The sequence below is a fragment of the Achromobacter colocynthidis genome, assembly GCF_057334535.1.
In genome coordinates this window covers 22,376-48,702 of the sequence record NZ_JBHFIZ010000021.1, presented here as the reverse complement: position 1 = coordinate 48,702, position 26,327 = coordinate 22,376, and the positions used below count along the sequence as shown (strand labels likewise).

General features: G+C 66.0%; 26 protein-coding genes. 8 read left to right on the top strand and 18 right to left on the bottom strand.

Annotation, left to right across the window (positions count from 1 at the left end; translation table 11 throughout):
* Positions 1-3: 3 nt before the first annotated feature.
* The 17 genes from ACE04A_RS06400 to ACE04A_RS06320 all read right to left on the bottom strand — a co-directional run bounded on the left by ACE04A_RS06400 (position 4) and on the right by ACE04A_RS06320 (position 16,332).
* Positions 4-717, bottom strand: a complete 714-nt coding sequence (locus ACE04A_RS06400) for an ABC transporter ATP-binding protein (protein WP_279993947.1) — start codon at positions 715-717, stop codon at positions 4-6.
* Positions 704-1,486 carry an ABC transporter ATP-binding protein gene (locus ACE04A_RS06395; RefSeq protein ID WP_279993944.1) on the bottom strand — a complete coding sequence of 261 codons (783 nt, stop codon included), beginning with the start codon at positions 1,484-1,486 and terminating at the stop codon, positions 704-706. Before ACE04A_RS06395 ends, ACE04A_RS06400 begins: the two co-directional genes overlap by 14 nt.
* The gene (locus ACE04A_RS06390) at positions 1,483-2,457 is read right to left on the bottom strand and encodes a branched-chain amino acid ABC transporter permease (protein WP_485819962.1); all 975 of its coding nucleotides are present in this window, start codon (positions 2,455-2,457) and stop codon (positions 1,483-1,485) included. The genes ACE04A_RS06395 and ACE04A_RS06390 overlap by 4 nt, the downstream gene beginning before the upstream one ends.
* A 3-nt stretch (positions 2,458-2,460) precedes the next feature.
* Entirely contained in the window at positions 2,461-3,330 is an 870-nt protein-coding gene (locus tag ACE04A_RS06385; RefSeq protein WP_448716056.1) for a branched-chain amino acid ABC transporter permease, read from the bottom strand.
* Between the two features lie 18 nt (positions 3,331-3,348).
* Positions 3,349-4,512 (bottom strand): ABC transporter substrate-binding protein, encoded by a 1,164-nt coding sequence (locus ACE04A_RS06380; RefSeq protein WP_279993938.1) that lies wholly within the window; start codon positions 4,510-4,512, stop codon positions 3,349-3,351.
* 51 nt (positions 4,513-4,563) lie between these two features.
* Complete coding sequence (locus tag ACE04A_RS06375) at positions 4,564-5,412, bottom strand: alpha/beta fold hydrolase (RefSeq protein WP_279993935.1); 849 nt, start codon at positions 5,410-5,412, stop codon at positions 4,564-4,566.
* The gene (locus ACE04A_RS06370) at positions 5,409-5,804 is read right to left on the bottom strand and encodes a hypothetical protein (protein WP_448716054.1); all 396 of its coding nucleotides are present in this window, start codon (positions 5,802-5,804) and stop codon (positions 5,409-5,411) included. The genes ACE04A_RS06375 and ACE04A_RS06370 overlap by 4 nt, the downstream gene beginning before the upstream one ends.
* Positions 5,805-5,916: 112 nt before the next feature.
* Entirely contained in the window at positions 5,917-6,588 is a 672-nt protein-coding gene (locus ACE04A_RS06365) for a 3-oxoacid CoA-transferase subunit B (RefSeq protein ID WP_485819961.1), read from the bottom strand.
* Positions 6,578-7,270, bottom strand: coding sequence for a 3-oxoacid CoA-transferase subunit A (locus ACE04A_RS06360; RefSeq protein ID WP_448716052.1), 693 nt, complete (start codon positions 7,268-7,270; stop codon positions 6,578-6,580). Before ACE04A_RS06360 ends, ACE04A_RS06365 begins: the two co-directional genes overlap by 11 nt.
* A 35-nt stretch (positions 7,271-7,305) precedes the next feature.
* Positions 7,306-8,478 (bottom strand): thiolase family protein, encoded by a 1,173-nt coding sequence (locus ACE04A_RS06355; protein ID WP_279994226.1) that lies wholly within the window; start codon positions 8,476-8,478, stop codon positions 7,306-7,308.
* The gene (locus ACE04A_RS06350; RefSeq protein WP_448716051.1) at positions 8,478-8,876 is read right to left on the bottom strand and encodes a Zn-ribbon domain-containing OB-fold protein; all 399 of its coding nucleotides are present in this window, start codon (positions 8,874-8,876) and stop codon (positions 8,478-8,480) included. Before ACE04A_RS06350 ends, ACE04A_RS06355 begins: the two co-directional genes overlap by 1 nt.
* 54 nt (positions 8,877-8,930) lie before the next feature.
* On the bottom strand, positions 8,931-11,018 hold the full coding sequence (locus ACE04A_RS06345) for a 3-hydroxyacyl-CoA dehydrogenase NAD-binding domain-containing protein (protein WP_448716050.1): 2,088 nt from the start codon (positions 11,016-11,018) through the stop codon (positions 8,931-8,933).
* A gap of 7 nt (positions 11,019-11,025) precedes the next feature.
* Positions 11,026-11,238 (bottom strand): biotin/lipoyl-containing protein, encoded by a 213-nt coding sequence (locus ACE04A_RS06340; protein ID WP_268077398.1) that lies wholly within the window; start codon positions 11,236-11,238, stop codon positions 11,026-11,028.
* Positions 11,239-11,293: 55 nt separating this feature from the next.
* Positions 11,294-12,667 carry an acetyl-CoA carboxylase biotin carboxylase subunit gene (locus ACE04A_RS06335; protein WP_448716049.1) on the bottom strand — a complete coding sequence of 458 codons (1,374 nt, stop codon included), beginning with the start codon at positions 12,665-12,667 and terminating at the stop codon, positions 11,294-11,296.
* A 20-nt stretch (positions 12,668-12,687) separates the two neighbouring features.
* Positions 12,688-14,235, bottom strand: a complete 1,548-nt coding sequence (locus ACE04A_RS06330; RefSeq protein ID WP_448716048.1) for an acyl-CoA carboxylase subunit beta — start codon at positions 14,233-14,235, stop codon at positions 12,688-12,690.
* A 60-nt stretch (positions 14,236-14,295) separates the two neighbouring features.
* On the bottom strand, positions 14,296-15,276 hold the full coding sequence (locus ACE04A_RS06325; RefSeq protein WP_279993923.1) for a Bug family tripartite tricarboxylate transporter substrate binding protein: 981 nt from the start codon (positions 15,274-15,276) through the stop codon (positions 14,296-14,298).
* 84 nt (positions 15,277-15,360) lie between these two features.
* Positions 15,361-16,332 (bottom strand): Bug family tripartite tricarboxylate transporter substrate binding protein, encoded by a 972-nt coding sequence (locus tag ACE04A_RS06320; protein WP_279993921.1) that lies wholly within the window; start codon positions 16,330-16,332, stop codon positions 15,361-15,363.
* Positions 16,333-16,503: 171 nt separating this feature from the next.
* Here ACE04A_RS06320 and ACE04A_RS06315 point away from each other — a divergent pair, with 171 nt between their 5' ends.
* The 3 genes from ACE04A_RS06315 to ACE04A_RS06305 are packed head-to-tail and all read left to right on the top strand — an operon-like array spanning position 16,504 to position 19,670.
* Positions 16,504-17,958, top strand: coding sequence for an aldehyde dehydrogenase (locus ACE04A_RS06315; RefSeq protein ID WP_438860107.1), 1,455 nt, complete (start codon positions 16,504-16,506; stop codon positions 17,956-17,958).
* 24 nt (positions 17,959-17,982) lie between these two features.
* Positions 17,983-18,936 carry an NAD(P)-dependent oxidoreductase gene (locus tag ACE04A_RS06310; protein ID WP_438860110.1) on the top strand — a complete coding sequence of 318 codons (954 nt, stop codon included), beginning with the start codon at positions 17,983-17,985 and terminating at the stop codon, positions 18,934-18,936.
* A gap of 17 nt (positions 18,937-18,953) precedes the next feature.
* Positions 18,954-19,670: an IclR family transcriptional regulator gene (locus ACE04A_RS06305; RefSeq protein ID WP_485819960.1), complete on the top strand. Its 717-nt coding sequence runs from the start codon at positions 18,954-18,956 to the stop codon at positions 19,668-19,670.
* Positions 19,671-19,685: 15 nt separating this feature from the next.
* Here ACE04A_RS06305 and ACE04A_RS06300 read toward each other — a convergent pair whose 3' ends face one another.
* Positions 19,686-20,591 (bottom strand): LysR substrate-binding domain-containing protein, encoded by a 906-nt coding sequence (locus tag ACE04A_RS06300; protein WP_259246410.1) that lies wholly within the window; start codon positions 20,589-20,591, stop codon positions 19,686-19,688.
* 103 nt (positions 20,592-20,694) lie between these two features.
* On the opposite strand from ACE04A_RS06300, the gene ACE04A_RS06295 reads away from it, so the two are divergent.
* From ACE04A_RS06295 to ACE04A_RS06275, 5 genes are all read left to right on the top strand, one after another.
* Complete coding sequence (locus ACE04A_RS06295; RefSeq protein ID WP_448716047.1) at positions 20,695-21,678, top strand: Bug family tripartite tricarboxylate transporter substrate binding protein; 984 nt, start codon at positions 20,695-20,697, stop codon at positions 21,676-21,678.
* Between the two features lie 27 nt (positions 21,679-21,705).
* Positions 21,706-22,428, top strand: coding sequence for a PIG-L deacetylase family protein (locus ACE04A_RS06290; RefSeq protein WP_259246408.1), 723 nt, complete (start codon positions 21,706-21,708; stop codon positions 22,426-22,428).
* Positions 22,425-23,126, top strand: coding sequence for a 4-carboxy-4-hydroxy-2-oxoadipate aldolase/oxaloacetate decarboxylase (locus ACE04A_RS06285; protein ID WP_485819959.1), 702 nt, complete (start codon positions 22,425-22,427; stop codon positions 23,124-23,126). The genes ACE04A_RS06290 and ACE04A_RS06285 overlap by 4 nt, the downstream gene beginning before the upstream one ends.
* Before the next feature lie 114 nt (positions 23,127-23,240).
* Positions 23,241-24,062, top strand: a complete 822-nt coding sequence (thiM, locus tag ACE04A_RS06280; protein ID WP_448716045.1) for a hydroxyethylthiazole kinase — start codon at positions 23,241-23,243, stop codon at positions 24,060-24,062.
* Positions 24,063-24,151: 89 nt separating this feature from the next.
* Positions 24,152-26,278: a 5'-nucleotidase C-terminal domain-containing protein gene (locus tag ACE04A_RS06275; RefSeq protein WP_485819958.1), complete on the top strand. Its 2,127-nt coding sequence runs from the start codon at positions 24,152-24,154 to the stop codon at positions 26,276-26,278.
* Positions 26,279-26,327 lie beyond the last annotated feature (49 nt).

Sequence of the window (26,327 nt, the reverse complement as noted above, 5' to 3'; positions counted from 1 at the left end):
GCTTCAAATGCCCAAATAGGCTTTTTGCACAAAGGGATCGGCCAGCAAGTCGGCGCCCTTGCCGCTGCGCACCACCTCGCCGTGCTCGAACGCATAGGCCTGATGCGCCAGGCGCAGCGCCAGCCGCGCGTTCTGCTCCACCAACACAATGGCGATGCCGCTATCGCGGTTGATGCGCTGGATGGCGTCCGCGATCTCGGCCACGACCTTGGGCGCGATGCCCAGCGATGGCTCGTCCAGCATCAGCAAGCGGGGCTGCGCCATCAGCGCGCGTCCGATGGCAACCATCTGCTGTTCACCACCAGACAAGGAACCGGCCAACTGCGCGCGCCGCTCCTGCACACGCGGAAACAGCGTGTAGATCTCGTCTAGCCGCGAACGCACGCGAGCACGAGACCGGACGCCATGCGCGCCCGCCATCAGGTTGTCCAGCACGGTCATGCGGCCGAACAGCCGCCGTCCCTCTGGTGACAAGGCCAAGCCGGCCGAGACGCGTGCCGCCGACCCCAGGCGCGCGATGTCACGCCCTTCGAACAGGATGCGACCGCCCGCCGCCGGAGCCAGACCGATCAAGGCCTTCAGCGTGGAGCTCTTGCCCGCGCCGTTTGAGCCGACCAGCGCCACGATCTGGTCTTGTTCAACATTGAAGCTGATGCCGCGCACCGCTTCCAACGGCCCGTATCGGACCTTCAGGTCCTGAACTTCAAGCATGGGCATAGTCGGGCGCTCCCAGATAGGCTTCGATCACGGCCGGGTTGTCACGAATGGCTTGCGGTGTGCCCTCGGCAATTTTTTCTCCTTGCACCAGCACCACGATGCGATGGCTAAGTTCCATGACCAGCGCCATGTGATGCTCCACCAGCAGCATCGTCAGCCCTTCTTCGGATTGCAGGCGGCGCAGCAAGCGCCCCAGCTCATTGCATTCTTCGTGGTTCAGGCCGGCCGCCGGTTCATCCAGCAGCAACATGCGCGGACGGCAGGCCAGCGCGACGGCGATGCCCAGCTTCTTCTGCAAGCCATAAGCCAACGACCCCGCCGCCGCATCGCGCCAAGGTTGCAAGTCCAGCAACGTCAGCAAGCGGTCCACTTCCTGCGTGACTTCGGCCGCCGACAACAGGTCCTGTGTGCGTCCCGCCAGGCGGCGCAGCCAGGAATGCCGCACGCGCGACAGCATGCCGCGCCGGATGTTCTCGGCGACGGTGACTTCGGGATAGGTCGAGGTGGACTGGAACGTGCGCGCCAAGCCCAGCACCACCACACGGCTGGGCGGGCCACCGGAGATATCGCGACCGTCGAAATGGACCGTGCCGGCGGAGGGCGGCATGGTGCCGCTGATCACGTTGAACGCCGTCGTCTTGCCCGCACCGTTGGGGCCGATCAAGCCGACGATTTCACCGGGGGCAACGGCAAAGCTCACATCGCGCAAGGCCGCCAGGCCGCCGAAACTGCGCGACAGGCCCTGGACCTGCAATAAAGGCTGGCTCATTGGGACTCCTTGTGCCGGCGCGCCTGCCACGGCCCCGGCAAACCGGCAAGACCCGCCGGCAGAAAACGTAGGATGAGGATCAGCGCCGCGCCATAGAAGATGTGCTGCGTTTGGACCGCGCCACGAAACAACTCGGGCAGCGGCGTCAACACCATGGCGCCGATCAATCCGCCCCATACCGAACGGCGCCCGCCAATGACCAGCATGATGATGAAGCCGATGGAAATACTGACGTTGAACGATTCAGGCGACACGTAGCCCACGTAACGCGCCTGCAAGGCCCCGCCCGCCGCCGCCAGCGCGCAGCCGGCGCCAAAGGCGCAAAGCTGGATACGGCGCACGCTTAGGCCCGTGGACTCGGCCAGCGCCGGGTTTTCCGCGACCGCGTCGATGGCATGGCCGAACGGCCGCTTGGCCACCGCGCTCAAGAGCGCCACCGCCCCCAGCGCCACGCATAGCGCCAGGCCGTAGAAGCTGGCGCGCGTATCGAACACCACACCCAGCAGCGCCGCCGGCTGGATGCCGGCAATGCCATTGGCGCCGCCCGACCATGACGAGCCGTCCAGCAGGATCAAGCGCACCAGTTCCCCGAACGCAAACGTGACCAGCACGAAATACACGCCTTTCAGGCGCAGGATGATTGCGCCCAGCACCAGCGCGACCAAGGCGGTCAGTACCACCCCGGCCAGCGTGGACGGCAGGAAGCTCCAGCCCAGCAGGCGCGCGGCCAATACCGAACCGTAAGCGCCCAGCGCGACGAAGGCCGCGTGCCCCAAGGACAACTGCCCGCAGCGCGCGATCAGCGCCAGCCCGTTGACGATCAACACGTTCAGGCAGGTCAGAACCGCCAGGTGCTGCACAAATGGCCCGGCAAACCAGGGCGCGACCGCGGCCACGGCCAGGGCCGCCCACAACAGCCAGCGCCAAGGGGCGGGTCGCACCACGTCGGCCTGTAGAGAAAGTTCGGTCATGGCTTATGCCTCCCCTCGGCCAAGCAGCCCTTTGGGCCGCACCACCAGCATCACGATCACGACGCCAAAGATCAGCATGTCCGCCGTGCTGCTTTGAAACAGCAGGCTGCCGTAGCTTTCCGCCAGGCCCAGCGCCAGGCCCGCGACCGCCGCGCCAGGTATGCTGCCCAGCCCGCCCAGGATGACCACGATGAACGCCTTGAGCAGCGGCGTGGCGCCTACAAATGGCGACACCGAGAACAGCGGGGCCATCAGCGCGCCCGCCACCGCCGCCAAGCCCACGCCCAGGCCGAAACCCAAGGGGTAGTAGATGCGCGAACGGATGCCCTGGATGCCGGCGATTTCAAAATCCTCTACCACCGCGCGCAAGGCGCGCCCCGGGCGAGAATGACGCAGAAAGCCATACAGCAAGGCCAGCGCCAGCAAGGCGAACACCACCACATACACACGCGACAGCGGAATGACCAGCTTGCCCATGCGCGCCGTGCCCTGGGCGACGGCGGGCATGGACAAGGGGTCGGGGCCGAAGAACATCAAAGCCAGGTTCTGCAGGATCATCGCCAGGCCGATGGTGGCGATCATGCCGTTGAGCTCATCGCGGCGAAACGGCTTGAGCACGCCCCATTCCAGCACCGCGCCGCCCGCCACCGCCAAGGCAAAGGTCAGCGCCACGGCAGGCAGGAAGGTGAAGCCCGCCTGGGTCGTCAGGTAATAGGCGCCGAATGCCCCCAGCATGTAGAACTCGCCATGGGCGAAGTTCACCATGCGCATGACGCCGAAAACCAGCGTGAAGCCCACGGCCATCAGCAGGTACAGCAGCCCCACGATCAAGCCGTTGATCGTGGCCTGCGTTAACAAAATGCTCCAATCCACGTGGCATCCCCCGCCGCGCTAGCGGCATCCCTCGACGGTGCAGCGCGCGCGGATCACCTCGCGGCCATCCTTGACCTCGGCCACGTAGAACGGCGCGTTCAATTGGTGGTTGATGCCGTACATGGCCTGGCCCGTCCAGCTCAGCTTGCCCAAGGACCCTTCAAAGCCGTCCAACTTTTCCAGTTCGGCGCGCACGCGGTCAGTATCTTCCACGGTGCCGGCGCGGCGCATGGCCTCGAACAGCATGTTGGTGCCGTCATAAAAAGCCGGGCTGAAGCCGTTCATGGAATGCTTGTACTTCGCGGCGTAGCGCTCGGCGTAGGCCTTGGTGGCCGGCAGTTCGGGGTCGATCGGCGTATGCACCAGCATGCCTTCGGTGGCGGCCTTGCCTGCCACGTTCACGATCTCTTGCGTGGCAGGGCCGCCGGTGCGCACGATGCGCCCTTCGAAGCCCAGTTCGCGCGCCTGCTTGACGATCAAGCCCGCCGTGGTGGGCGAATTGCCGTCCAGTTCGATGGCGTCGATGCCGCGCGCCATCATGCGCGTCAGCACGGGCACGAAGTCGACACGGTCGCGTTCGAAGAATTCCTTCACGGACAAGGCTGCGCCCGCCTTCTTGTACGCGGCTTCCAGGTCCAACGCGATCTGCTGCCCGGTCTCGTCGTTGGGAAACAGTGCGCCCACCTTGCGCAGGCCCTGCGACTTGACCAGCCAGTCGATCTGCGGCTGCGACACTTCGGCGGTGGTGACGTTGGGGCGGAAGGTGTAGGGCTTGTCCGCGGCCAAGGCCTTGGCGGTGAAGCCCAGCGTCATCACAATCACCTTGTTCTTTTCTGTCATGGGCTGAATCGCCAGCACGGGCGCCGACCCCACCGGGCCGATCACGTAGCGCACCTTGTCTTCGAACACCAGGCGGTTGGCCACGGTCACGGCTTCGTTGGCCTGGTACTTGTCGTCATAGGCCACGACCTGCACGCGGTACTTCTTGCCGCCCACTTCCAGCCCGCCGGCCTCGTTCACCTGGTCCGCCGCAATCTCGGCGGCGTTCTTCATGCCCTGCCCCCAGGCGGCGCCCGCGCCGGAAAGCGTGACCAGGGCGCCCAGTTTCAGCGTGTCTTGCGCCTGAGCGGCGGAAACGGTGGCCAAGGCGAACATGCCGGCCAGAATGATCGGATAACGCATGATGTCTCCTGAGGGGTCGCGGGCATGGGCTGCCCGTCGGTGATGCCTGCGCTACAGGCGGGCAATGGTGTCCAGCACCGGCAGGACATAGCCGCGAAACTGCTGGGGGTTTTCGCTCATGGGGAAATGCCCCAACTCGCGCATGACGGTGACCTGCGCGCCGGGAATGCTGGCAGCGGTGCGCAGGGTGTCTTCCGGCGTGCAAGAGAAGTCGTATTCCCCCGTCAGCAGAAAGAGCGGGCAGCGATCGGTGCGGATGCCATCCAGCCGGCCCCGCAGATCGCCATCCACGCGATAGAAATACAGGTCGCCGCGAAACACGCCAGGGCCACCCTGCATGTACTGCCACAGGGTTTCGTGGCGAAAGACCTCGGGTGACTGCGGCGCCACCAGCCCGGATACCAGTGCGGCGCAGACCTCGCCGCCATGGACGTCGCCGCGATGCAGCCACGATGTGTCGTACCAGGGCTCCTGGAAGTCGGCCGCTTCCACTCCGATCAACGCGCGAAAATGGTCGGCGTGCTGATGCGCCAACTGCAACACGATGCGCCCACCGATCGAGCAGCCGATCAGCGCCGGTCGCTCCAGCGCCAGCGCCTGGCAAAACGCCATCACGGTTTCCACGTAGCGTTCGGTGGACAGGCGGTATTCCTCGTCCTGCCAGCCGGGCGGCGGGTAGGACTTGCCGTGCCACGGCATGTCGAAAGCAATCACGCGATAGCGCGACGTAATGTCCGTATCGCACATCATGTGGCGGTACTGGCGGCTGTCGGCGCCCGCGGTATGCAGGCAGACCAGCGGAATGCCCTCGCCCGCTTCCTCGAAATAGACGCGGCAGGGCTGGCCCGCGATTTCAACCGACACATAGCGGCCAACAATGGGTTCCAGCGCGGCGCTCATGCTTGCGCCTCGCGGCCGGTAGCCAGCAGGTCCTTGATGAATTGCAGGTGCGCCATCAGGGGTTGAAGATTGCCTTCAATAACCAGCTCGCCGCGCTTGCTCAGCGCAAAGATGTCATGCCAGCCCGCGTCCGGCACGGCCTGCCAGAAGCGCGACCAGGCGGTGGCGGACGCGCGCAAGGACACGTCGCACGACGGCAGGGGCGCGGTGGGCGCGTCGGCGGCGGCGACATGGCCATCGCGAATGCGGACAAGCAGGGGCGCATCGCCGAAGCGCAGCAGCACGTCCATATTGACCTTACGGGGCCGCGAGAACGACAGCGCCCGGCTGCGGAATCGATGTGCAAGCTGCGCGTCCAGGGCGCCTTGCGCCGGCATAGCGTTGGTTTCCATTGTCTCTTCCCATTGCGATCGTTCTTATGAACAGAACGCTTATTCTTTCTATAAGAACATTCTAAGGATTGAAATCTCCCCGTGTCAACACGGGGAAAGTACGAGCCGAACGCTATCGCGGATCCAGTATTCGGCAATCATCCGCGAGGGTCAGCGGGCAGTCCGTCAGGTCCTGCAAGGTGTCAAAGCGCAGCCCGGCCACCATCGCAATCACCCGCATGGCGCCCGGCAGCACGTCGATGATCGCCAGGTCGGAATAGATGCGGTCCACCACGCCCGCGCCGGTCAGCGGATAGGTGCATTCGCGCACGATCTTGGGCTGCCCATCCTTGGTGACGTGCTCCATCGTGATGTAGACCTGGCGGGCGCCGGCAACCAAGTCCATCGCGCCGCCCACGGCCGGTATCGTGCCCGGCGCGCCGGTGTCCCAGTTGGCCAGGTCACCACGCGCCGCCACCTGGAATGCGCCCAACACCGTCAGGTCCAGGTGACCGCCGCGCATCATGGCGAACGACACCACGTGGTCCGTGATGGATGCGCCCGGCAACAAGGTCACCGCTTCCTTGCTGGCGTTGATCAAGTCCAGGTCCAGCGGCGCGTTGGGGTCACCCGGCCCCATGCCGACGATGCCGTTCTCGGTGTGCAGGATCACATCGCGGCCAGCCGGCAGGAAGGCCGACACCAAGGTTGGAATGCCGATGCCCAGGTTGACGTAGGCGCCGTCCGGAATATCGGCCGCGACCAGGCCCGCGATCTGCCGCCGGTTGAGCTTTTCATATCCCATGCTTGTCTCCCACCTTCACCACCCGCTTGACGAATATGCCCGGCGTCATGACGTGTTCGGGCGGGATGCCGCCCAGTTCCACGATGCTGTCCACCTGAGCCACCGTGGTGGCCGCCGCCATGCACATAACCGGTGCGAAGTTGCGGCCGGCGTAGCGGTACACCAGGTTGCCCCAGCGGTCCGCAGTGCGCGCCTTGACGAATGCGAAGTCGCCCTTCAGCGGCGACTCCAGCACGTAGCCCACGCCATCAATCACGCGGGTTTCCTTGCCCTGAGCCAGCGGCGTGCCGTAGGCGGTGGGCGTGAAAAACGGCCCCAGGCCCGCACCGGCCGCACGCATGCGCTCGGCCATCGTGCCCTGCGGCACGCATTCCAGTTCGATCTTTCCCGCGCGGTAAGCCTCGGCGAACGCGGCGGCGTTCGGGTTCTTGCGGTCGGACGAGCGCGCGAACGAGCAGATCATCCTGCGCACGCGTCCGGCTTGCACCAACTGGCTCAGGCCACGCTCGCCGTTGCCTGCATTGTTGTTGACGATGGTGAGCTCGCGCGCGCCTTGCATCAGCAGCGCGCACACCAGCTCGGTGGGCACGCCCGACGCACCAAAGCCGCCGATCAGGATGACCGCGCCATCCTGCACGTCCGCCACGGCGGCGGCCAGCGTATCGAATGTTTTATCCAGCATGGAATTCCTTTTTCCTGGATGGGGACACGGCCCCATCAGCGCGTGGACGGGCCACCCAGAATGGCGGTGGACTGGCTGGACAAGGTGCCGCCATTGCCATGCACCAACGCGATGTCGGCGCCGGCCACCTGGCGTTCGCCCGCCTGCGCCCGCAATTGGCGCACGGCCTCGATCACCAGGAAGATGCCGTACATGCCGGGATGCACGCACGACAAGCCGCCGCCATTGGTATTCACCGGCAACCTGCCGCCTGGCGCGATGCCGCCACCTTGCACGTAGGCGCCGCCCTCGCCCTTCTTGCAGAACCCCAGGTCTTCCAGGAACAGCAGCGTGTTGATGGTGAAGGCGTCGTAAAGCTCCGCCACATCCACGTCGGCCACGTTCAGGCCGGCCATGGCCAGCGCGCGCTTGCCGGATTCGGCCGCCGCCGTCACGGTCAGGTCTTCCATGGACGAGATCTGCCGATTCCACACCGCCGTGGCGCTGCCCAGCACGTACACGGGCGGTTGCCGTAGTTGGCGGGCGCGGTCGGCGCGCACCATCACGTAGGCGCCGCCGCCGTCGCTGACCAGGCAGCAGTCGCGCACGGTCAGCGGGTCCGACACGGGCCGCGAGCGCAGCACGTCTTCAATCGACAGCGGCTCGCGCATCGCGGCCTCGGGGTTCATGGCCGCCCACGCCCGCGCGGCCACGGCCACCTCGGCCAGTTGTTCGCGCGTGGTGCCGTACTGGTGCATGTGCCGGGCGGCGGCCAAGGCGTAGGACGTGACCGGTTGCAAGGGCGAATACGGATGCTCGAACGGCTGCGGGTCCAGCAAGGTGCGCGCCTTGACGCCTTCCTTGCGGCCGAAGGTGGCCGTCTTCTGCGTGCTGCCGTAGCAGACCAGCACCGCATTGCATTGCCCGGACACCAGCGCCATCACCGAGGGCAACAGGTGCGAGACAAAGCTTGACCCGCCCAGCATGGTGGCTTCGATGTAGCGCGGCCGCAGGCCCAGGTATTCGGCCACCGGCATGCTCCACATCGTGGCCGACGAACTACACGTGGCCAGGCCGTCGATATCCCGCATGGTCAAGCCCGCATCAGCAACCGCGCGCGACGCGGCCCGGGCCAGCACTTCCATCTCGGTGTAGCCGTGCGCTTCGCCCAGCCCCGCATGACCAACCCCGGCAATGGCGACCTGTCCGCGCATTGATTCCAGCGACATCATGCGGCCTCCACGGCGTCGAACACCACCAGGGGTGGGGCCACGTCGCGCAGTACCCGCGCCTTGACCGGCATGCCGATCCGCAGCTGGTCCAGCGCCACACCGTCCACCCGGCTCATCATGCGCACGCCTTCGTCCAGATCGATCAGCGCCACGTTGTAGTCGCCACCAGCTTCGGGCTTGCGCCGCACGATGCTGAAGGAATAGACCGTGCCGGTGCAGGCGGGGTTCGTCCAGGCCAGATCCGTCGCCCCGCAGTGCATGCATAGCGTGCGCGGAAAGAACTGATGCCGGCCGCAAGCCGGACAGTACTGAATCTGGAAGCGCCCCTCGGCCAAGGCGGCAAAGTACTGTTCCTGCGGCCCCCGCGCCATGGCGCCGGCCTGTTCCGTATGCATTGCTGTCTCCTCGATTTTTATCGGGACGCCGCGCCCGATGCGCGGCCCCCTGCTTTACAAGTCCGCGAAGCGCTTGCCTTGCGCCACCAACCGTTCCAGCAGCGGCGCGGGTTGCCAGAGCTCGCCATGCGCTTCATGAAAGCGCCGAATGGTGGCCAACACTGCCGACAAACCCTGCTCATCCGCATAAAACAGCGGCCCGCCGCGAAACGCGGGGAAGCCATAACCGTTGACATAGATCACGTCGATGTCTGACGCGCGGCGGGCGATGCCCTCTTCCAGGATGCGGGCACCCTCGTTGACCAGGGCATACATCGTGCGCTGCACGATTTCCTCGTCGGTGATGTCGCGGCGCGCAATGCCATCCTGGCGGGAGCATTGTTCGATCAGCGCCAGCACCCGCGGATCTTCCAGCGGTTCGCGGCTACCGGCTTCGTAGCGGTAAAAGCCGCTGCCGGTCTTCTGACCGAAGCGCCCTTGTTCGCACAGGGTGTCGGCCACCCGCGAATAGCGCAGGTGCGCGGGCCGCGTGGGCGCCATGCGTTTGCGAAACGCCCAACTAATGTCCAGGCCCGCCATGTCCGCCATGCGCAACGGGCCCATAGCCAGCCCGAATCGCTGCAAGGCGCCATCCACTTGCGCGGGCGACGCGCCTTCCTCCAACAAGAAATGCGCCTCGCGTGTGTAGGGGCTGACCATGCGGTTGCCCACGAAGCCATCGCACACGCCCACCAGCACCGGCAGCTTGCCCATTTGGCGCGCCAGCCGGAACACGGCGGCGATGACGTTGCCGTCCGTGTCCCGGCCTTGCACCACCTCCAGCAAGCGCATGACGTTTGCCGGGCTGAAGAAATGCATGCCCAGCACCTGCGCCGGCCGGCGGGTGAAACCGGCAATCTGGTCGATGTCCAGACGCGACGTGTTCGACGCCAGGATGGCCCGCGGCTTGCAGACGGCATCCAGCGCTGTGAAGATCTGGCGCTTGACGTCCATGTCCTCGAACGCGGCCTCGATCACCAGATCGGCGTCGCGCAGGTCGCTCATGTTCAGACTGGTGCGTATGCGCGCCAAGCGTTCTTCCACCTGCGCCGCCGTCAGCTTGCCCTTGGACGCCGTCGCGGCGTAGTTCTTGCGGATGGCTGCCCAGCCGCGTTCCAAGGCTTGCGCGTCACGTTCAACCAGCATCACGGCAAGCCCGGCATTGGCCAGGCTCATCGCGATTCCGCCGCCCATCGTGCCCGCGCCCACCACGCCCACCGTGGTGATTGGGGCTTCGGCCCTCCAGCCCTCTGGCAGTTTGACGGCGGCGCGCTCGGCAAAGAACAGATGGCGCTGCGCCTTGGATTGGCTGCCGTTGACCAGTTCCAGGAAGCGTTCGCGCTCAACCGCCAAGCCGTCTTGCAGCGCGGTGTTGGCGGCGGCTTCCACGCAGTCGACGCAGGCCACCGGCGCCACGCAACCGCGATAACGGCGGGCGGCTTCTGCGCGGACGCGGTCGTACACGCCCGGGTCTGACGGGGCCGCCACTTTGCGCGCACCGACGTTGCGTCCGGCCAGCGGCGCCTCGGCGTGCGCCAGCGCATAAGCGGCGGCGCGTTGCGGCAGGTCGTCGGCAAACACCTCGTCAAGCAGACCCCAGTCCAAGGCGGTGCTGGTGTCGATGGCATCGCCTTGGGCAATCATCGTCAGCGCGCGCTCAACCCCAACGATTCGCGGCAGCCGCTGCGTGCCGCCCGCGCCGGGCAGAACGCCCAGCTTCACTTCGGGCAGGCCCAGCGACGCGCCTTCCAGCGCCACGCGATAGTGGCAACCCAGCGCCAATTCCAGCCCGCCACCCAATGCCGCGCCGTGTATCGCCGCGACCACGGGCTTGGCCGCCCCTTCTATCAGCGCGATCACTGAACGCAGAGTGGGTTCGCGCGTGGACATCGGCGTGTTGAATCCGCGGATCTCGGCACCGCAGCAAAAGAAGCCACCGTCACCCGCGAGCACCAACGCGCGCACGCCCTCATCCGCAAGCGCCGCTTGAATCGCTGCGTGCAGTTCAGCGCGCAGCGCCGCGCTCAAGCTGTTGACCGGGGGGTTGCGCAAGCGCAGCATCGCCACCTGGCCCGAGTCCGTCCGTTCGGTATGGATCAGCATGGCGGCCTCACTCCAGTTCAACCACGATCTGGCCTTCGTCCACCTCGTCGCCTTCGCCGACCAGCACGCGCGCCACGATGCCGCCGCGCTCGGCCTCGACGGGAATTTCCATCTTCATCGACTCGACCTTGATCACGCTGTCACCGGCGTCCACACGCTGGCCCGGACGCACGCTGACGGCAACCACACGGCCCACCACGGGCGTTTCTACTTTGAACATGTCTTCTCCTTGGATGCTGGGGGATCCCCCCTGCTGCTTGGGTTGCTTGGGTTGCTTAGGCCACCTGCTCGGCCTGCGCCGCCGCGCGCGGCGTTTCCAAAATGCGGTTCACCATGCCGGTGCAGACTTCGCCGGCGCCAAACGCCGGGTCGTCCAGCAATCGCAGGATGAATGGAATGTTGGTCTTGACGCCTTCGACGCGGAACTGCGCCAGCGCCTGTTTCAACAACGCCAAGGCCTCGTTCCGCGTTGCCGCATGCGCGATCACCTTGGCCAGCATCGGGTCGTAATGGCTGGACACGCGGCAGCCTTCGGCGTAGCCCGTCTCCACGCGCACGCCGGGAAGTTCAGGCGGGGTAAACGCCCGCAGCACGCCCGGCGACGGCAGAAAGCGCACAGGGTCTTCCGCATAAACGCGCGCTTCCAGCGCGTGCCCGCGCAAGGGCGGCACCTGCGCCAGCACGCTATCCATGCGCTCGCCCGCCGCCAGCCTCAGTTGCGCGGCCACAATGTCGATGCCCGTCACCGCTTCCGTCACGGCGTGCTCCACTTGCAAGCGGGTATTGATTTCCAGGAATGAAAAGCCGGACTCGGGCGTGTACAGCATTTCAACGGTGCCGATCACGTCATAGCCCAGCCCGGCCAGCATGCCTTCCAGCCGGGCCGCCATGTCTTGCACGGCGGCTCGGTCCAACCCCGGCGCGGGCGCCTCTTCCAGCACCTTCTGATGCCGGCGCTGGGTCGAGCAATCGCGTTCATACAGGCATCGCACCTGCCCGTAGCGGTCCGCCAGAAATTGGAACTCCACATGCCGGGGGTTGCTCAGCAGCTTTTCCAGATACAGATCCGATCCGCCGAAACTGCGTTCGGCGATCAGCCGTGCCCGCACCCATTCGGCGTCCACATCCTGCGGGCCATGCATCGGAATCATGCCGATGCCGCCGCCGCCCGAGGCCGGCTTGATCAGCACCGGATAACCCAGTTCCCGCGCGGCCTGGCGCACTGCATCCAGATCACCGCCCAGCACCGCGCTGCTGGGCGCCATCGGCATGCCCAACGCGGCCATCGCATCGCGCGCCTGCGTCTTGTGCCCCAGCATCCGGATCCAGCGAGGCGACGGGCCCACGAAGATCATGCCCGCCTGCTCCACGGCCTGGGCAAAGTCCGCGTTCTCGGACAGAAAACCATAGCCCGGATGCAGCGCATCCGCGCCGGCCTCGCGCGCCACGCGCAGCAAGGTGTCACGGTTCAAATAGCTTTGCGCGGCGGGCGCGGGGCCAATCGGTACGGCCACATCGGCCTCACGCAGATAGGGAAGATCGCGATCCGCCTCGGAATAGACGGCAACCGATTCCAGGTCCAACGCGCGCAGCGCTCGAATGACACGCCAGGCGACTGCCCCCCGGTTGGCGACGATGACTCGTTTCATATTGCGCTCCCGATGCGGCGTCACGGCCGATAGCCAAAGGCGCGCGGACCGGGTTCGCGCAAGGGCATCACCACGTCCACGAACTCTTCCAGCACCTGCCGCGTGGTGGCGGGGTCGATGATGTCTTCCACGACGAAGGCTTCGGCGCTGCGAAATGGCGAAGTCAGGCCGCGCACGCGGGCCTCGATCTCGCGCATCTTGGCTTCGGGGTCCGAGGCGGCTTCGATCTCGGCCTTGTAGGCCACCTCCAACCCGCCTTCAACCGGCAACGAGCCCCATTGGGCAGACGGCCAGGCATAGCGAAAATTGAAGCGGCCCGCGCTTTGGTGGCCGCCCGCCGCTACGCCGAAAGCCTTGCGCACGATGATCGAGCACCAGGGCACGGTGGACTGCGCCACGGCGGTCAAGGCGCGCACACCGTAGCGCATGGCGCCGGCCTTCTCGGCATTCAGGCCGATCTGGAAACCCGGCACGTCCACCAGGTTCACGACCGGCAGATGAAAGGTCTCGGCCAGGTCCAGCAGGCGCGTGAATTTCTCGGCGGCGGGGCCGTCCCAGCCGCCGCCGTAGTGATAGGGGTCGCTGGCGAATACCGCCACAGGCCAGCCATCGATACGCGCCAGGCCCGTGATCACCGCCCTGCCCCAGCGCTTGCCGATTTCCATGAACGATCCCTCGTCCATCAGCGCCGACACGATGGGCCGCATCTTGTAGACGGCGCGCGGATCGGATGGGATGGCGTTGCGCAGCCAGTCCGGGTCGGCGGCAGCGCTGCCGGGGCTTGCCGCGCGCGGCGGTAACTCGTGCACCGAGCGCGGCAGGTACGACAGGAAGCGGCGCGCCATGGCAAAGGCGTCCGCTTCTGAATCCGCCTCGTCGTCCACCACGCCATTGCGGGTATGGATGTCGCTGCCGCCCAGTTCATTCTTTTCCAGATTCTGGCCGATGCGCGCCACAACGGGCGGACCCGCAATGAATAGCTGCGAGGTCTCGCGCACCATCACGGCGTAATGGCTGGCGGCCACACGCGCCGCGCCCAGACCCGCCACCGAACCCAAGGCCAGCGACACCACCGGCACGGTGGCCAGGTTTTGCGCCATCAAGGGCCACATGCGCAGCTTGGGCAACAAGGTGTGGCCCTTGATTTCGATATTGCGCACCGACCCGCCGCCGCCCGTACCGTCCACCAGCCGCAAGAGCGGCAGGCGCAAGTCATGCGCCATGCGTTCGGCCTCGACCAACTTGTCGCCAACCGCGCCGTCGTTGGCGCCGCCACGCACGGTGAAATCGTCGGCAGCCACTACCACCGGCCGCCCCTCCACCTTGGCGCGGCCGATCAGCAGGTTCGATGGTGTCAGATCCGTCAAGCGTCCTTCGGCATCGTATTCAGCGCTGCCCGTCAGCGCGCCCACTTCACGAAACGAACCTTTGTCGACCATGCCAGTGATGCGTTCACGGACCGGCAGCTTGCCACCTTCCCGATGCCGGCGCACCTTGGCCTCGCCCCCCATGCGCGCCGCCAGCTCCTTGCGCAGCGCCAGTTCTTGCAGTTCTTTATCCCAGGACACCTTATGCTCCTCCCTGCTCATTGCGATGGCGGCGTGCGCCGCCGGTTCAGTCGACGCCGATCAATCGATCTTGATGTTGGCGCGCTTGATCAGCGCTTCGTTCTGCTTGAGCTCGTCGGCGATCTTCTGCCGGAAGGCTTGCGGCGATTGCGTGGACGGATTGCCCTGCGCCGCCAGCCGCGCGCGCACGGCGGGGTCCTGAGCCACCGCCGCGATCTCGCGATTCAAGCGGTCCACGACGTCAGGCGGCGTGCCCGCGGGCGCAAAGATGCCCACCCAGAACGAGATGTCGAAATCCGGATAGCCCAATTCGGCCACGGCAGGAACGTCCGGCAGGTCATGCCAGCGATCGGCGGTGGACACGGCCAGGGCGCGCAGCTTGCCGGCCTTGATGAGCGGCACGCCGGACAAGGTGTCGAAACCGAAGTCGACTTCCTTGGACAGCAGGCCCGCTTCCATCGGTGCCGCGCCCCGGTACGGCACGTGCAGCATCTGCACATCGGACATGGCGGCAAGCTGCGCGCCGGCCAGATGCATCAGGTTGCCGTTGCCGGCTGAACCGTAGCTGATGGTGTTGGGCTTGCTCTTGGCCAGCGCCACGAGCGACTTGACGTCGGTCACGCCCGCCACGCGCGGGTTGTCGGCGTTGATCGTCAGGATGAAGGGCACCGACACCACGGTCGTCACCGGCGCGAAATCCTTCAAGGGGTCGTACTGCAGATCCTTGTAGAGCAAGGGGTTGACGGTGATGGAACTGGAATTGCTGACCAGGATGGTGTAACCGTCGGGCTTGGCCTGCGCCACGGCGCGCGCGGCGATCATGCCGTTGGCGCCGGTCTTGTTGTCCACCACAAACGACTGCCCCATGCGCGTGGACAGCGCGTCGCCAACGATGCGCGCCACCGTATCGATGGTGCTGCCGGGGCTGAAGCCCACAACGAACTTCACCGGGGCATTGGGATAGTCCGCGGCGTTTGCCGCGATGGGCGCGGCCGTGGACAACGCAATCGCACCTGCTGCCAGCCATGCTGAAACTGTCATGATGTGTCTCCTCCGAGGTTGCCTGATGCCGTGCCCCGCACTGCTTTGGCGCGGGGCTACGGACGCTTGGGTGCGCGGTTGCGCTTACTGCTGGGCGACGGCGCCAGACGCCTTGACGGCCTGGCCCCACTTCTCCTGCTCTTGCCCCATGAAGGCGGCGAACGCCTGTGGCGTGCTGTTGACCACTTCACCGCCCATGGCCTCGATGCGCGTTTGCATGGCCGGCGTGGCGACAATCTTGGAGACGTCCTGGTAGATGCGTTGCGCCTGCGCCTGCGGCATCGATGCCGGCGCCAACAGGCCGAACCAGGTGGCGGCCTCGAAGCCGGGCATGCCCGCTTCCGCGAAGGTCGGCACATCGCGCAGCGCCTGCACCCGCTTGCCGTTGGCCACCGCCAGCGCACGCAGCTTGCCGGATTCAATCAATGGCAAGGCCGACGTGATCGTGGCCAGCATCATCTGCACCTGCCCGCCCGCCAGGTCCGTGAAGGCCGGCGCATCGCCTCGGTACGGCACGTGCGTGATGCGCGATTGCGTGGCGATCTTGAACAGTTCGCCGCTAAGGTGCTGCGCCGTGCCGTTGCCGGGCGACGCAAAGTTGACCGACGCGCTGTGCTCTTTCAAATACGTCAGAAATTCCGGCAGCGTCTTGGCCGGAACGTCGGGGTTGACCACCAGCACCAGCGGCACCTTGGTCACCAGCGTGATGGGCGCGAAATCCTTGACGGGGTCGTAGTTCAGCTTGCTGTACAGGTGGCCGCTGATCGTGTGGGCGGACGTGGTCATGAACAGCGTGTAGCCATCGCCCTTGGCACGTGCAACCGAACTGGCGCCGATCGTGGTGCCGGCGCCCGCGCGGTTTTCCACGATGACGGTCTGGCCCCAGCCCTGCGTGAGCTTTTCCGCCACGGCGCGCGCCACCACGTCGGTGGCCCCGCCCGCGGGGTATGGCACGACCATCGTCACAGGCTTCGAGGGATAGGAATCAGCGGCCTGCGCCGTTCCCGTGAACAGCGTCGTGGCACATGCCAGGGCGCACAACCAATTGCGTTGCATCGAGAAGTCTCCTCTTGTCATCGAATGACGGTTTGTTTATTTTTATCGTTCCAGTAGACAGAACGCTTATTCTATTTTATATTTTTTCGAACGAAGCCTGTCAACGAATAAATGCATCTGGACGGCGCTCTGTCGGTCTGGAAAATTCCATCAAGAGAGGAACAACCCGTCATGTCCGAATCCTCGGAAACCCTTAAATCCATGCTGATCGGCGGTGAATGGATCGCCCAGGGCGAAGCCGCGTTCGCGTCGGTCAACCCCGCCACCGGCGCCCGCAATTACTTGGTCAGCGCGGCCTCCGACGCGCAGGTGGACCAGGCCGTGGAGGCGGCCTGGCAAGCCCAGCGCCAGCCCGCCTGGCGCGACATGCTGCCGCACCAGCGCGCCGCGATTCTGCGCCGCATTGCCGACGGCATGGAACAACATGCCGACCTGCTGGCGCGCTTGCAGATGATTGAAAACGGCAAGGTCTGGGCCGAATGCAAGGCGCAGGTCGCCAGCGCCGCGGCCACCTTTCGCTACTACGCGGGCGTGTGCGAAACGCTGGGCGCGGAAGTCACGCCGGCGCGCGGCAACTACCTGTCCATGACGCACTACGACCCATATGGCGTGGTCGTGGCGATCACGCCGTGGAATTCACCGCTGACGATGGAAGCGCAGAAGGTGGCGCCCGCGCTGGCGGCCGGCAATGCCGTCATCCTCAAGCCTTCCGAAGTAACTTCGTCGCCTGCGTTGGCGCTGGGCCGCATCGCCCTGGAAGCGGGCTTGCCGCCCGGCATCCTGAACGTGGTCACGGGGTTGGGGTCCACGGTGGGCCGCCGCCTGGTTGAACATCCCGGCGTGCGCATGGTGTCGTTCACGGGCGGCACCGCCAGCGGCCGGGCCATTGCCCACGCCGCCGCTGAAAAGCTGATGCCCGTGGCGCTGGAGTTGGGCGGCAAGTCGCCACACATCGTGTTCGATGATGCCGACCAAGACGCCGCGATAGCCGGCGTGATCGGCGGCATTTTCGAAGGCAGCGGGCAGTCTTGCGTGGCGGGTTCGCGCTTGTACGTTCACCGCGGCATCGCGGAATCCTTCATCGCAAAACTGGTGGCGCGCGCGAGCCAACTGAAAGTGGACCTGCCCGATGCCGCCGGCGCGCAGATGGGCCCGATCGCTTCGTTCGCCCATCGGGAAAAAATCGAAGGCATGGTCAACGCCGCCAAGCGCGATGGCGCGCAAGTGCTGCTGGGCGGACAGCGGCCGGATGGCGCCGCGCTCGAAGCCGGCGCGTTCTACCGCCCCACCATCCTGGGCGGACTGTTGCGCGACGCGCACGTAGTGCGCGAAGAAATCTTTGGCCCCGTGCTGTGCGCGCTGACCTTCGACGACGAAGACGACCTGATCGAGCAGGCCAACGACAGTGTCTACGGCCTGGCCTCCGGCATCTGGACGGCGGACTATCGCCGCGCCTGGCGGGTTGCCAAGCGCCTGGAAGCGGGCAGCGTCTGGATCAACACCTATAAGCAGCTTTCCATTTCCACGCCCTTCGGCGGATTCAAGCAAAGCGGCATCGGCCGAGAAAAAGGCGTGAGCGGCCTGCGCCTGTACCAGCAATCCAAGGGCATCTACTTCGGCATGTAGGCCGCGTCACTTTTCGCTTTTTTTATCCATTCTTCTTTCAGGGCCGCGACGACGGCCTCCCCTTCTTCGGAGACTCTCCACATGTCTGAATTTCAACGAGCCGGCTTCATTGGCCTGGGCGTCATGGGCGAACCTATCTGCCGCAACCTTGCCGCCAAGGGCGGGCTGCCCGTACTGGGCTGCGACACCGATCCCGCCCCCTTGCAGCGCCTGGCCCCGCATGGCGTGGCGACGGCCACCACCACGCAGATCATGCGCGAGTGCGACGTGGTGTTCCTGTCCCTGCCTTCGGGCGAAATCGTGGCTCAGCTTGCCCGTGCGGCCGACGGTTTGCTGGCCAATACGCGCGCGGGCCAATTGATCGTGGACCTGAGCACCTCGCCGGTGGACGTCACCCGCGAACTGGCCGGCGAGTTCGCAGCCAAAGGGGCGATCTTCATGGACGGCCCCGTCGCCCGCACGCGCGCCGCCGCCGAAGCCGGCACGCTGTCCGTCATGATCGGCGGAGACGCAGAGACGTTCGCGCGCATCAAGCCGCTGGTGTCCACGTTCGCCAACGAGATCACCTATTGCGGCCCGGTGGGCAGCGGCCAGGTCGTGAAGATCCTGAACAACATGGTGTTGTTCGAGACCGTGGTGGCGCTGTCGGAAGCGCGCGCCATCGCACGCCGTTCGGGCGTGGATCCGCAGGTATTGCTGGAGACCTTCACACGCGGTTCGGCCGATAGCTTCGCGTTGCGCAACCACGGCTTAAAGGCTATTCTGCCCGGAGAATTTCCCGAAAAAGCCTTCCCCGTGGACTATGCCCGCAAAGACCTGCGCTACGCGCTGGCACTGGCGGAACAGACCGGCGTAGAGGCACTGGGCGCCCGCAACGTAGACCACTGGTTCGACGCCGCGATGGCCCAGGGCCACGGCAACCGCTATTTCCCGGTCGTCAGCCGGGTCATTGATCCGGACCCGGGGACCACCGCCTAATCATCCCTATCAGCCCCATGAGCCGTACCCCTACTCAGGACAATTCCAGTGACGGCGTGGCCGCCGTCGAACGCGCCCTGACGATCGTCGGCGCCGTTGCACAACGCACCGAGCCCATCACGCTTGCCGCCCTTTCCCGAGCCACGGGGTTTTACAAGAGCACGCTCTTGCGGCTTATCGCCTCGCTTGAAAACGCGGCCCTGGTGGTGCGCCGCGCGGACGGCCGCTATTCGCTGGGGCCTTACGCCCACCACCTGGGACGCGCCTACGAAGCCACCTACCGGCTGACGGAAACCATTCTGCCGCTGCTGCAAGGCCTGGTCGACAAGGGCACCGAAAGCGCGTCGTTCCACGTCTACCACGACGCGCATTCCCGCGTGTGCGTGCTGCGCGTCGATTCGCACCACTCCACCTTGGACCGCATCCGCGTGGGTGATCTGCTGCCGCTGGACAAGGGCGCCGCCGGCAAGCTGCTGACGGCCTATCTGGTGGAAGGCAAGTCACCCGCCGAAGTGGGCCTGATGCTGACCTCCATGGGCGAACGCGACCCGAATTGCGCCGCCGTGGCCAGCCCGGTGTTCGGCCCGGACGGCGACATCTGCGGGGCCATTTCCTTGTCGGGTCCCAAGGAACGCTACTCGCCGGCCGCCGTCAAGAAGATGGCCAAGCTGGTGCAGGAAGCCGCGGCCGACGCCACGCGATCCCTGGGCGGACGCTGGCCGTCAGCGAAGTAAAAAGCAGCGCCAGCCCTATACCGCCGTCCCCGCGTTCGGCCTGACCACATCCACAAACCGTTGCAGCAACGGGGCCGCGTCATCGCGCCGGTACGCCAGCAGCAGGCGACTGGTGGCGTCGGGCGTATCCAGGCTGCGATACACCACGCCGGGGATGCCGGTGCGTGCATAGGTGTCGGGAAGCACCGAAATGCCCATCCCGGCGGCCACCAACCCAACGATCGTCGCCCCTTCGCGGGCCTCTTGCATCAGGCGCGGCGCGAAGCCCGCGCGGCTGGCCAGCACCATCACGTGCTCGAACAAGCCGCAACCCAGCCCGCGCGGAAACAGAATGAAGGGTTCATCGGCCAGCGCCGCCATGGGCAAGGGGCTTTGCGTGTCGGCCAGCGCATGCCAGGCCGGCAGCACCACCACCAGGCGGTCGGTCCACAAGTCCAGCGTCTGGATGTTGGGCGGTGGGCAAAACAGCAGCGACGGGCGCAAGAACCCCACGTCGATGCTCTTGTCTGCCAGCGCTTGAAGCTGCTGCCCGGTGGACATATGAATCAGGTCGGCGCGGGCGGCGGGATGGCTGCTGCGAAACGTCTGCACCACGCGCGGAAACGCTTCGGCCATAGGCACCGAGGCCGTGAACGCGATGCGGATTTCACCAGCCTCGCCTTGTGAGGCCAGGCGCACCACTTCGGCGGCGCGGTCCAGATTGCCCAGCGCGCGCCGCGCCTGTTCCAGGAACAAGGCGCCCGCCGTGGTCAGGGCGACGTTGCGTTTATCGCGTTCCAGCAGCACCGCGCCCAGTTCGGTTTCCAGAGCCTTGACCTGCAAGCTCAGGGGCGGTTGGCTCACGTGCAGGCGCCGGGCGGCGGCGCTGAAGCTCAGCTCCTCGGCCACGGCAACGAAATAGCGAAGTTGGCGGAAGTCCAATTTATTTGAAAACCAAATAAGTCGCTGGCGGAAAAAGTATTGGACGATATTAGTCCTGCCCCAGCACCATGTCGACACTAGAACAAGCACACAGGAGACATTGATGCAGAAGACATATCTCGCCCGTTTTGGCGTGGCCCTGGGAATGGTTGCGGGGCTGGCGGCGCCGTTGGGCGCGTATGCCGCGGACACCTTTCCCGACAAGCCGGTGCGCATCGTCGTGCCGTACGCGGCGGGTGGCGGCGTGGACATCGTGACGCGATTGATCACGCAGAAAATGGCCGAAGAACTCAAGCAGCCGGTCATCGTCGACAACCGCCCCGGCGCCGCCACCAACATCGGCATGGAGCACGTGGCGCGCGCGGAGCCGGATGGCTACACCTTGCTTACCGCCTCGAACACGCTGGCCAGCAATGCGGCGCTGTTCCCGAAACTGAACTTCAATCCCGCCAAGGATTTCGCCCCCATCGGCGCCATCGGCTTCGCGCCGCTGGTCGTGGTGGTGCGTAGCGACGCCAGCGCCAAGACCTTGAAAGACCTGGTCGCGCAAGGCCGCGCCAACCCCGACAAGCTGACGTATGGCTCGGCGGGCAACGGCAGTTCGGGCCATCTGGGCAGCGAACTCCTCAAGTCCGAGGGCGGCTTCAAGGCGCTGCACATTCCGTACAAGGGCGGCTCGCCCGCCGTGACCGACCTGTTGGGCGGCCGGCTGTCCTTCATGTCGATCAACCCGCTGGAAGTGGTCTCGCACGTCCAGGCCGGCAAGCTGCGCGCATTGGCCGTGCTGAACCCGCATCCGGCCAAGCTGCTGCCCGACGTGCCTACCGCCGCATCCCAAGGCATGTCGGGCGCGGATGCCACCGTGTGGTGGGGGCTGGTTGGCCCGGCCGGCATGCCCGAGCCCGTGGTCAAGCGCTTGAACAAGGCATTGCAGGCCGCGCTGGCGGACCCGGCCTTCCAACAACGCATGAGCGAGATCGGCGCCGAAGTCACGCCAGGTAGCGCCGCGGACTTTGGTCGCTTCGTGGCCGATGAATCGGTGAAGTGGACCAAGGTGATCCGCGACGCCGGCATCAGCGCAGACTGAACGGCCTTTATTTTTCAGGAAGAAAGCATGAGCAGCACAACTCAAAACGGCCTGATCGTCAGCGCCCATTCGGCGGATTTCGTCTGGCGCGCGGGCGGCGCCATTGCCCTGTACGCGCAGCGCGGCTTCAACATGACCGTGGTGTGCCTGTCGTTCGGCGAGCGCGGCGAATCGGCCAAGCTCTGGCGTGAGCCGGGCATGACGCTGGAAAAGGTCAAGACGGCACGGCGCGAAGAAGCCACGCGCGCCGCGTCGATATTGGGCGCGTCGGTGCGCTTTCTGGATTGCGGTGATTATCCGCTGCGCGTCAGCGACGACGCCTTGTTCCAACTGGCCGACATCTATCGCGAACTGCGGCCGGCTTTCGTGCTGACGCACTCGCTGAAAGACCCCTACAACTTCGACCACCCGCTTGCCACCCATGTGGCGCAAGAGGCGCGCATCATCGCCCAGGCGCACGGGCATCGGCCGGACCAGCCCGTGCTGGGCGCGCCGCCCGTGTTCCTGTTCGAGCCGCACCAGCCCGAGCAATGCGAATGGAAGCCCGAGGTGCTGCTGGACATTTCATCTGTATGGGACGTGAAGCGCCGCGCCTTTGAAACCATGGCCGCGCAGGAACACTTGTGGGAGTACTACACGCGCGTGGCCTTGCAGCGCGGGGTGCAGGCATCGCGCAATTCCGACCTGAAGATCACGCATGCCGAGGGCTATCAGCGGATATTCCCGCAAGTGACGGGAGCCTTCGCATGAGCACACGCGCCATCGCCGTACGCAACATCCCGCGTGCGGAACCCGCCGTGATCGCTCGCTTGCAGGCGGCCGGCGTGTCCACCGTGCATGAAGCCCAGGGCCGCTCCGGGCTGCTGCAACCGTATCTGCGCCCCGTCTGGCGCGGCGCGGCCATCGCGGGCAGCGCCGTCACCGTGCTGGCCCAACCGGGCGACAACTGGATGCTGCACGTGGCGGTGGAACTGTGCCAACCCGGCGATGTGCTGGTCGTGGCCTGCACCACCGAGAATCACGACGGCATGTTTGGCGAACTGCTGGCCACGTCCTGCGCCGCGCGCGGCGTGCGTGGCCTGGTCATCGATGCCGGCTGCCGCGACGTGATGGCCTTGGAAGCCATGCGCTTTCCGGTCTGGTCGCGCGCGGTGTCGGCCAAGGGCACCGTGAAGGCCACGCCAGGCAGCGTCAACGTGCCGGTGGTGTGCGCCGGCGCGCTGGTGCGGCCGGGCGACATCATCGTGGCCGATCAAGATGGCGTGGTGGTGGTGGAACGCCAGCACGCCTTGTCGGTGGCGGATGCCAGCGAGGCGCGTCTGAAGAAAGAAGACGCCACGCGCGCAAGGTTGGCCGCCGGCGAGCTGGGCCTGGACATCTACGGCATGCGCGACAAGCTGCGCGCGGCGGGGCTGGTGTATGTGGATGGGCCGGATCAGGCCGAATAGCAGGAACGCGCCGGCCACCAGCCAGTCGAGCAATGGCGCGCCAACTTGACAGCCCTGCTTGCGACGCCAGAACATACGCCGATCCCTCGAAACGCGTTGCAAGGACCTTCTGGCATGGCTGAATCCCCCACTGACACCGCTGCCCTGGCGCGGACGTGCCAAAGCCTGTACGCCACGCTGCGGCAAGACGCGCCGCTGGTGCAATGCCTGACCAATTTCGTGTCCATGAACATCGCGGCCAATGTGTTGCTGGCGATGGGCGCGTCGCCCGCGATGGTGCACGCCACCGACGAAGCGCCGGAGTTCGCGTGCGTGGCGGGCGCGGTGGTCATCAACATCGGTACGCTGTCCGCGCCCTGGTTGGAAAGCATGCTGCTGACCGCCGCGTCCGCGCGCCAGGCCGGCATTCCCTGGGTGCTGGACCCCGTGGCCCATCACGCCACCGCCTTCAGGCGCGACGCCGTGCGGCAACTGCTGGCCTTGCAGCCGACCATCGTGCGCGGCAACGCGTCGGAGATCATTGCGTTGGCGGGCGGCCACAGTGCCGGCAAGGGCGTGGACGCGCGCGACGCCGTGGCGCAGGCGGAACAATCGGCCCGCGACATCGCCACCGCGCATCGCACCGTGGTGGCCGTGACCGGAGAAACCGATTACGTCACCGACGGCCAACGTTCGGTGCGCGTCACGGGCGGGTCGCCGCTGATGCCGCGCGTGACCGCCACCGGCTGCGCGTTGACGGCGCTGGTCGGCGCCTTTGCGGCGGTATCCAAAGACGATCCGTATACGGCGGCAGTCGCCGCCCTGTCCTGCTTTGCCATCGCGGGCCGGCGCGCGGGCGCACTGTCGGAAGGACCCGGTTCATTCGCATGGCGCTTCCTGGATGCGTTGGCGTCGCTGGAGACCGACAGCCTGACCAGGGAATCGCCGCTGCGCTAATACGGGCTGCGTTTGCGCGCCCACGCGATTCATGTCACGCCCAGGTCACACACCATCCCCACACTCGGATTCCTTCATGACACGGAGGAATGACGGTGAAGCCACACGTACGAAAACTGTTCGCGGTATCCGCCAGCGTTGCGCTCATGGCGGGCCTGACCGCCTGCGGCGGCGATGACGCCGATGACGATGACACCGGCGCGGTGACCCCGCCCGTTGCCAGCGTGCCGCAAGGCGCCGCGCTGGAAGTGGCGATTCTGGCCACGACCGACCTGCATGCCAACGTGCTGGGTTACGACTACTACAAGCTGGCCGAAGACAAGAGCTACGGCGTGGACCGCAGCGCGACGCTGATCGCCAACGCCCGCAAGCAGCACGCCAACACGCTGCTGTTCGACAATGGCGACACCATCCAGGGCACCGCGCTGTCCGACTACCAGGCGCTGGTGGCGCCCGTGCAGTGTTCGGACATGATCGCCATCTACAAGCAGATGAACCTGCTGGCCTACGACGCGGGCACGATGGGCAATCACGAATTCAACTACGGTCTGCCCTATCTGTCGCAGATCACGAACGTGGACTTCGGCCTGGCGGGCATCGGCAAGGGCACGGCCCAGACCAACCCCGCCGGCGCCAAGGACTGCGCCGCGCCGGCCTTCCCGTTTGTGTCGGCCAACGTGGTGTCGGCCGCCAGCAAGCAACCGATCTTCAAGCCCTGGGTGCTGTTGGACAAAACCTTCAAGGCCACGGACGCCGCCGGCAACGCGATCGACGTGCCGTTCAAGGTGGGCGTGATCGGGTTTGCCCCGCCGCCGATCCTGCAATGGGACAAGGCCAACCTGGAAGGCCATGTGCAAGTCACGGGCTGGAAAGAAACCGCGCAACGCTACGTGCCCGACATGAAGGCGGCGGGCGCCGACATCATCGTGGCGCTGGCGCATGGCGGCATCGACATGAAGACCGCCTACGACCCCGCAATGGAGAACGGCGCGGGCTACTTGAGCCAGGTGCCCGGCATCGACGCGCTGATCACCGGCCACCAGCACTTGCTGTTTCCGGACACCAGCGCCACGTCGACATTCGTTGGCCAGCCCGGCGTGGACCCGGTGCGCGGCCTGGTCAACGGCGTGCCGGCCGTGCAAGCGGGCCAATGGGGCAACAACCTGGGCCAGATCACGCTGAAGCTGGCCTACGACAAGGGCTGGCGCGTGCAGCAGGACGCGACCACGGTGCAGCGCATTTCCACGCGCCTGACCGCGCAAAGCGGTTCGACGCCGGCCACCTACGTTGCCCCCGACACCGCCGTGCAGCAGTTGGTGCAGACCGAGCACGCCGCCACCATCGACTACGTGAAGACGCCGATCGGCCAAAGCCAGTTCGACATGGCGACCTATTACGCGCTGACGGGTGACGTGTCGGCGCTGCAAATCGTCAACATGGCGCAGATTGACTACCTGCAGGACTACATCGCCAAGAACAACCCGGCCTACGCCGCCCTGCCCATCCTGTCGGCCGCCGCGCCGTTCAAGGGCGGGCGCAATGGGCCGGGCGACTTCACCTTCGTGAAGCAAGGCAATGTGGCCATCAACAACGCGGCCGACCTGTACCTGTACCCGAACACCTTGCAGGTGGTGCGCGTCACGGGCGACACCGTGCGATTGTGGCTGGAGAAGACCGCCGAACAGTTCAAGCAGATCGACCCTGCCCAGGTCGCGCCGCAAGACTTGGTCGACACAAGCTTCCCCACGTTCAACTTCGACGTGCTGTACGCACCGGGCAATGCGCTGAAATACGAGATCGATGTGAGCCAGCCCAAGGGCTCGCGCATCTCGGGCCTGACCTACCAGGGCGCGCCCGTGGATCCGGCGGCAGAGTTCCTGGTGGTCACCAACAACTACCGCGCCAGCGGCGGCGGCGACTTTCCCGGCCTGGCGGGCGGCAAGGGCGACATCGTGTTGCAAGCCCCGGACGCCAGCCGCGACGTGCTGATTAGCTTCATCAAGAAAAACCCGACGCTGGACCTGGCCACCTACGGCCTGGACCGCAGTTGGCGCTTCAAGCCGTTGAGCGCGTTGGCGGGCCCCGTGGTGTTCTGGTCGGTGCCGGGCACCCTGCCGATGGCGGTGGCGCACGGCGTGACCAATGTCAGCGTGTATGACGCCACCCCGGACGCAACGACGCAGTTGTCGCGCTACGCGGTGGATCTCAGCCAGTAAGCGCGGCAGACATGTGGATGACAGCTTGGGGTGCTTACAATAGCGCTGT

Bases quoted from the DNA above. Each gene is read 5' to 3' on its own strand.
- ACE04A_RS06400 (WP_279993947.1), bottom strand. From the start codon at position 717: ATGCCCATGCTTGAAGTTCAGGACCTGAAGGTCCGATACGGGCCGTTG.
- ACE04A_RS06395 (WP_279993944.1), bottom strand. From the start codon at position 1,486: ATGAGCCAGCCTTTATTGCAGGTCCAGGGCCTGTCGCGCAGTTTCGGC.
- ACE04A_RS06390 (WP_485819962.1), bottom strand. From the start codon at position 2,457: ATGACCGAACTTTCTCTACAGGCCGACGTGGTGCGACCCGCCCCTTGG.
- ACE04A_RS06380 (WP_279993938.1), bottom strand. From the start codon at position 4,512: ATGCGTTATCCGATCATTCTGGCCGGCATGTTCGCCTTGGCCACCGTT.
- ACE04A_RS06375 (WP_279993935.1), bottom strand. From the start codon at position 5,412: ATGAGCGCCGCGCTGGAACCCATTGTTGGCCGCTATGTGTCGGTTGAA.
- ACE04A_RS06370 (WP_448716054.1), bottom strand. From the start codon at position 5,804: ATGGAAACCAACGCTATGCCGGCGCAAGGCGCCCTGGACGCGCAGCTT.
- ACE04A_RS06365 (WP_485819961.1), bottom strand. From the start codon at position 6,588: ATGGGATATGAAAAGCTCAACCGGCGGCAGATCGCGGGCCTGGTCGCG.
- ACE04A_RS06360 (WP_448716052.1), bottom strand. From the start codon at position 7,270: ATGCTGGATAAAACATTCGATACGCTGGCCGCCGCCGTGGCGGACGTG.
- ACE04A_RS06355 (WP_279994226.1), bottom strand. From the start codon at position 8,478: ATGTCGCTGGAATCAATGCGCGGACAGGTCGCCATTGCCGGGGTTGGT.
- ACE04A_RS06350 (WP_448716051.1), bottom strand. From the start codon at position 8,876: ATGCATACGGAACAGGCCGGCGCCATGGCGCGGGGGCCGCAGGAACAG.
- ACE04A_RS06345 (WP_448716050.1), bottom strand. From the start codon at position 11,018: ATGCTGATCCATACCGAACGGACGGACTCGGGCCAGGTGGCGATGCTG.
- ACE04A_RS06340 (WP_268077398.1), bottom strand. From the start codon at position 11,238: ATGTTCAAAGTAGAAACGCCCGTGGTGGGCCGTGTGGTTGCCGTCAGC.
- ACE04A_RS06335 (WP_448716049.1), bottom strand. From the start codon at position 12,667: ATGAAACGAGTCATCGTCGCCAACCGGGGGGCAGTCGCCTGGCGTGTC.
- ACE04A_RS06325 (WP_279993923.1), bottom strand. From the start codon at position 15,276: ATGACAGTTTCAGCATGGCTGGCAGCAGGTGCGATTGCGTTGTCCACG.
- ACE04A_RS06320 (WP_279993921.1), bottom strand. From the start codon at position 16,332: ATGCAACGCAATTGGTTGTGCGCCCTGGCATGTGCCACGACGCTGTTC.
- ACE04A_RS06315 (WP_438860107.1), top strand. From the start codon at position 16,504: ATGTCCGAATCCTCGGAAACCCTTAAATCCATGCTGATCGGCGGTGAA.
- ACE04A_RS06305 (WP_485819960.1), top strand. From the start codon at position 18,954: ATGAGCCGTACCCCTACTCAGGACAATTCCAGTGACGGCGTGGCCGCC.
- ACE04A_RS06295 (WP_448716047.1), top strand. From the start codon at position 20,695: ATGCAGAAGACATATCTCGCCCGTTTTGGCGTGGCCCTGGGAATGGTT.
- ACE04A_RS06290 (WP_259246408.1), top strand. From the start codon at position 21,706: ATGAGCAGCACAACTCAAAACGGCCTGATCGTCAGCGCCCATTCGGCG.
- ACE04A_RS06285 (WP_485819959.1), top strand. From the start codon at position 22,425: ATGAGCACACGCGCCATCGCCGTACGCAACATCCCGCGTGCGGAACCC.
- thiM (WP_448716045.1), top strand. From the start codon at position 23,241: ATGGCTGAATCCCCCACTGACACCGCTGCCCTGGCGCGGACGTGCCAA.
- ACE04A_RS06275 (WP_485819958.1), top strand. From the start codon at position 24,152: ATGACGGTGAAGCCACACGTACGAAAACTGTTCGCGGTATCCGCCAGC.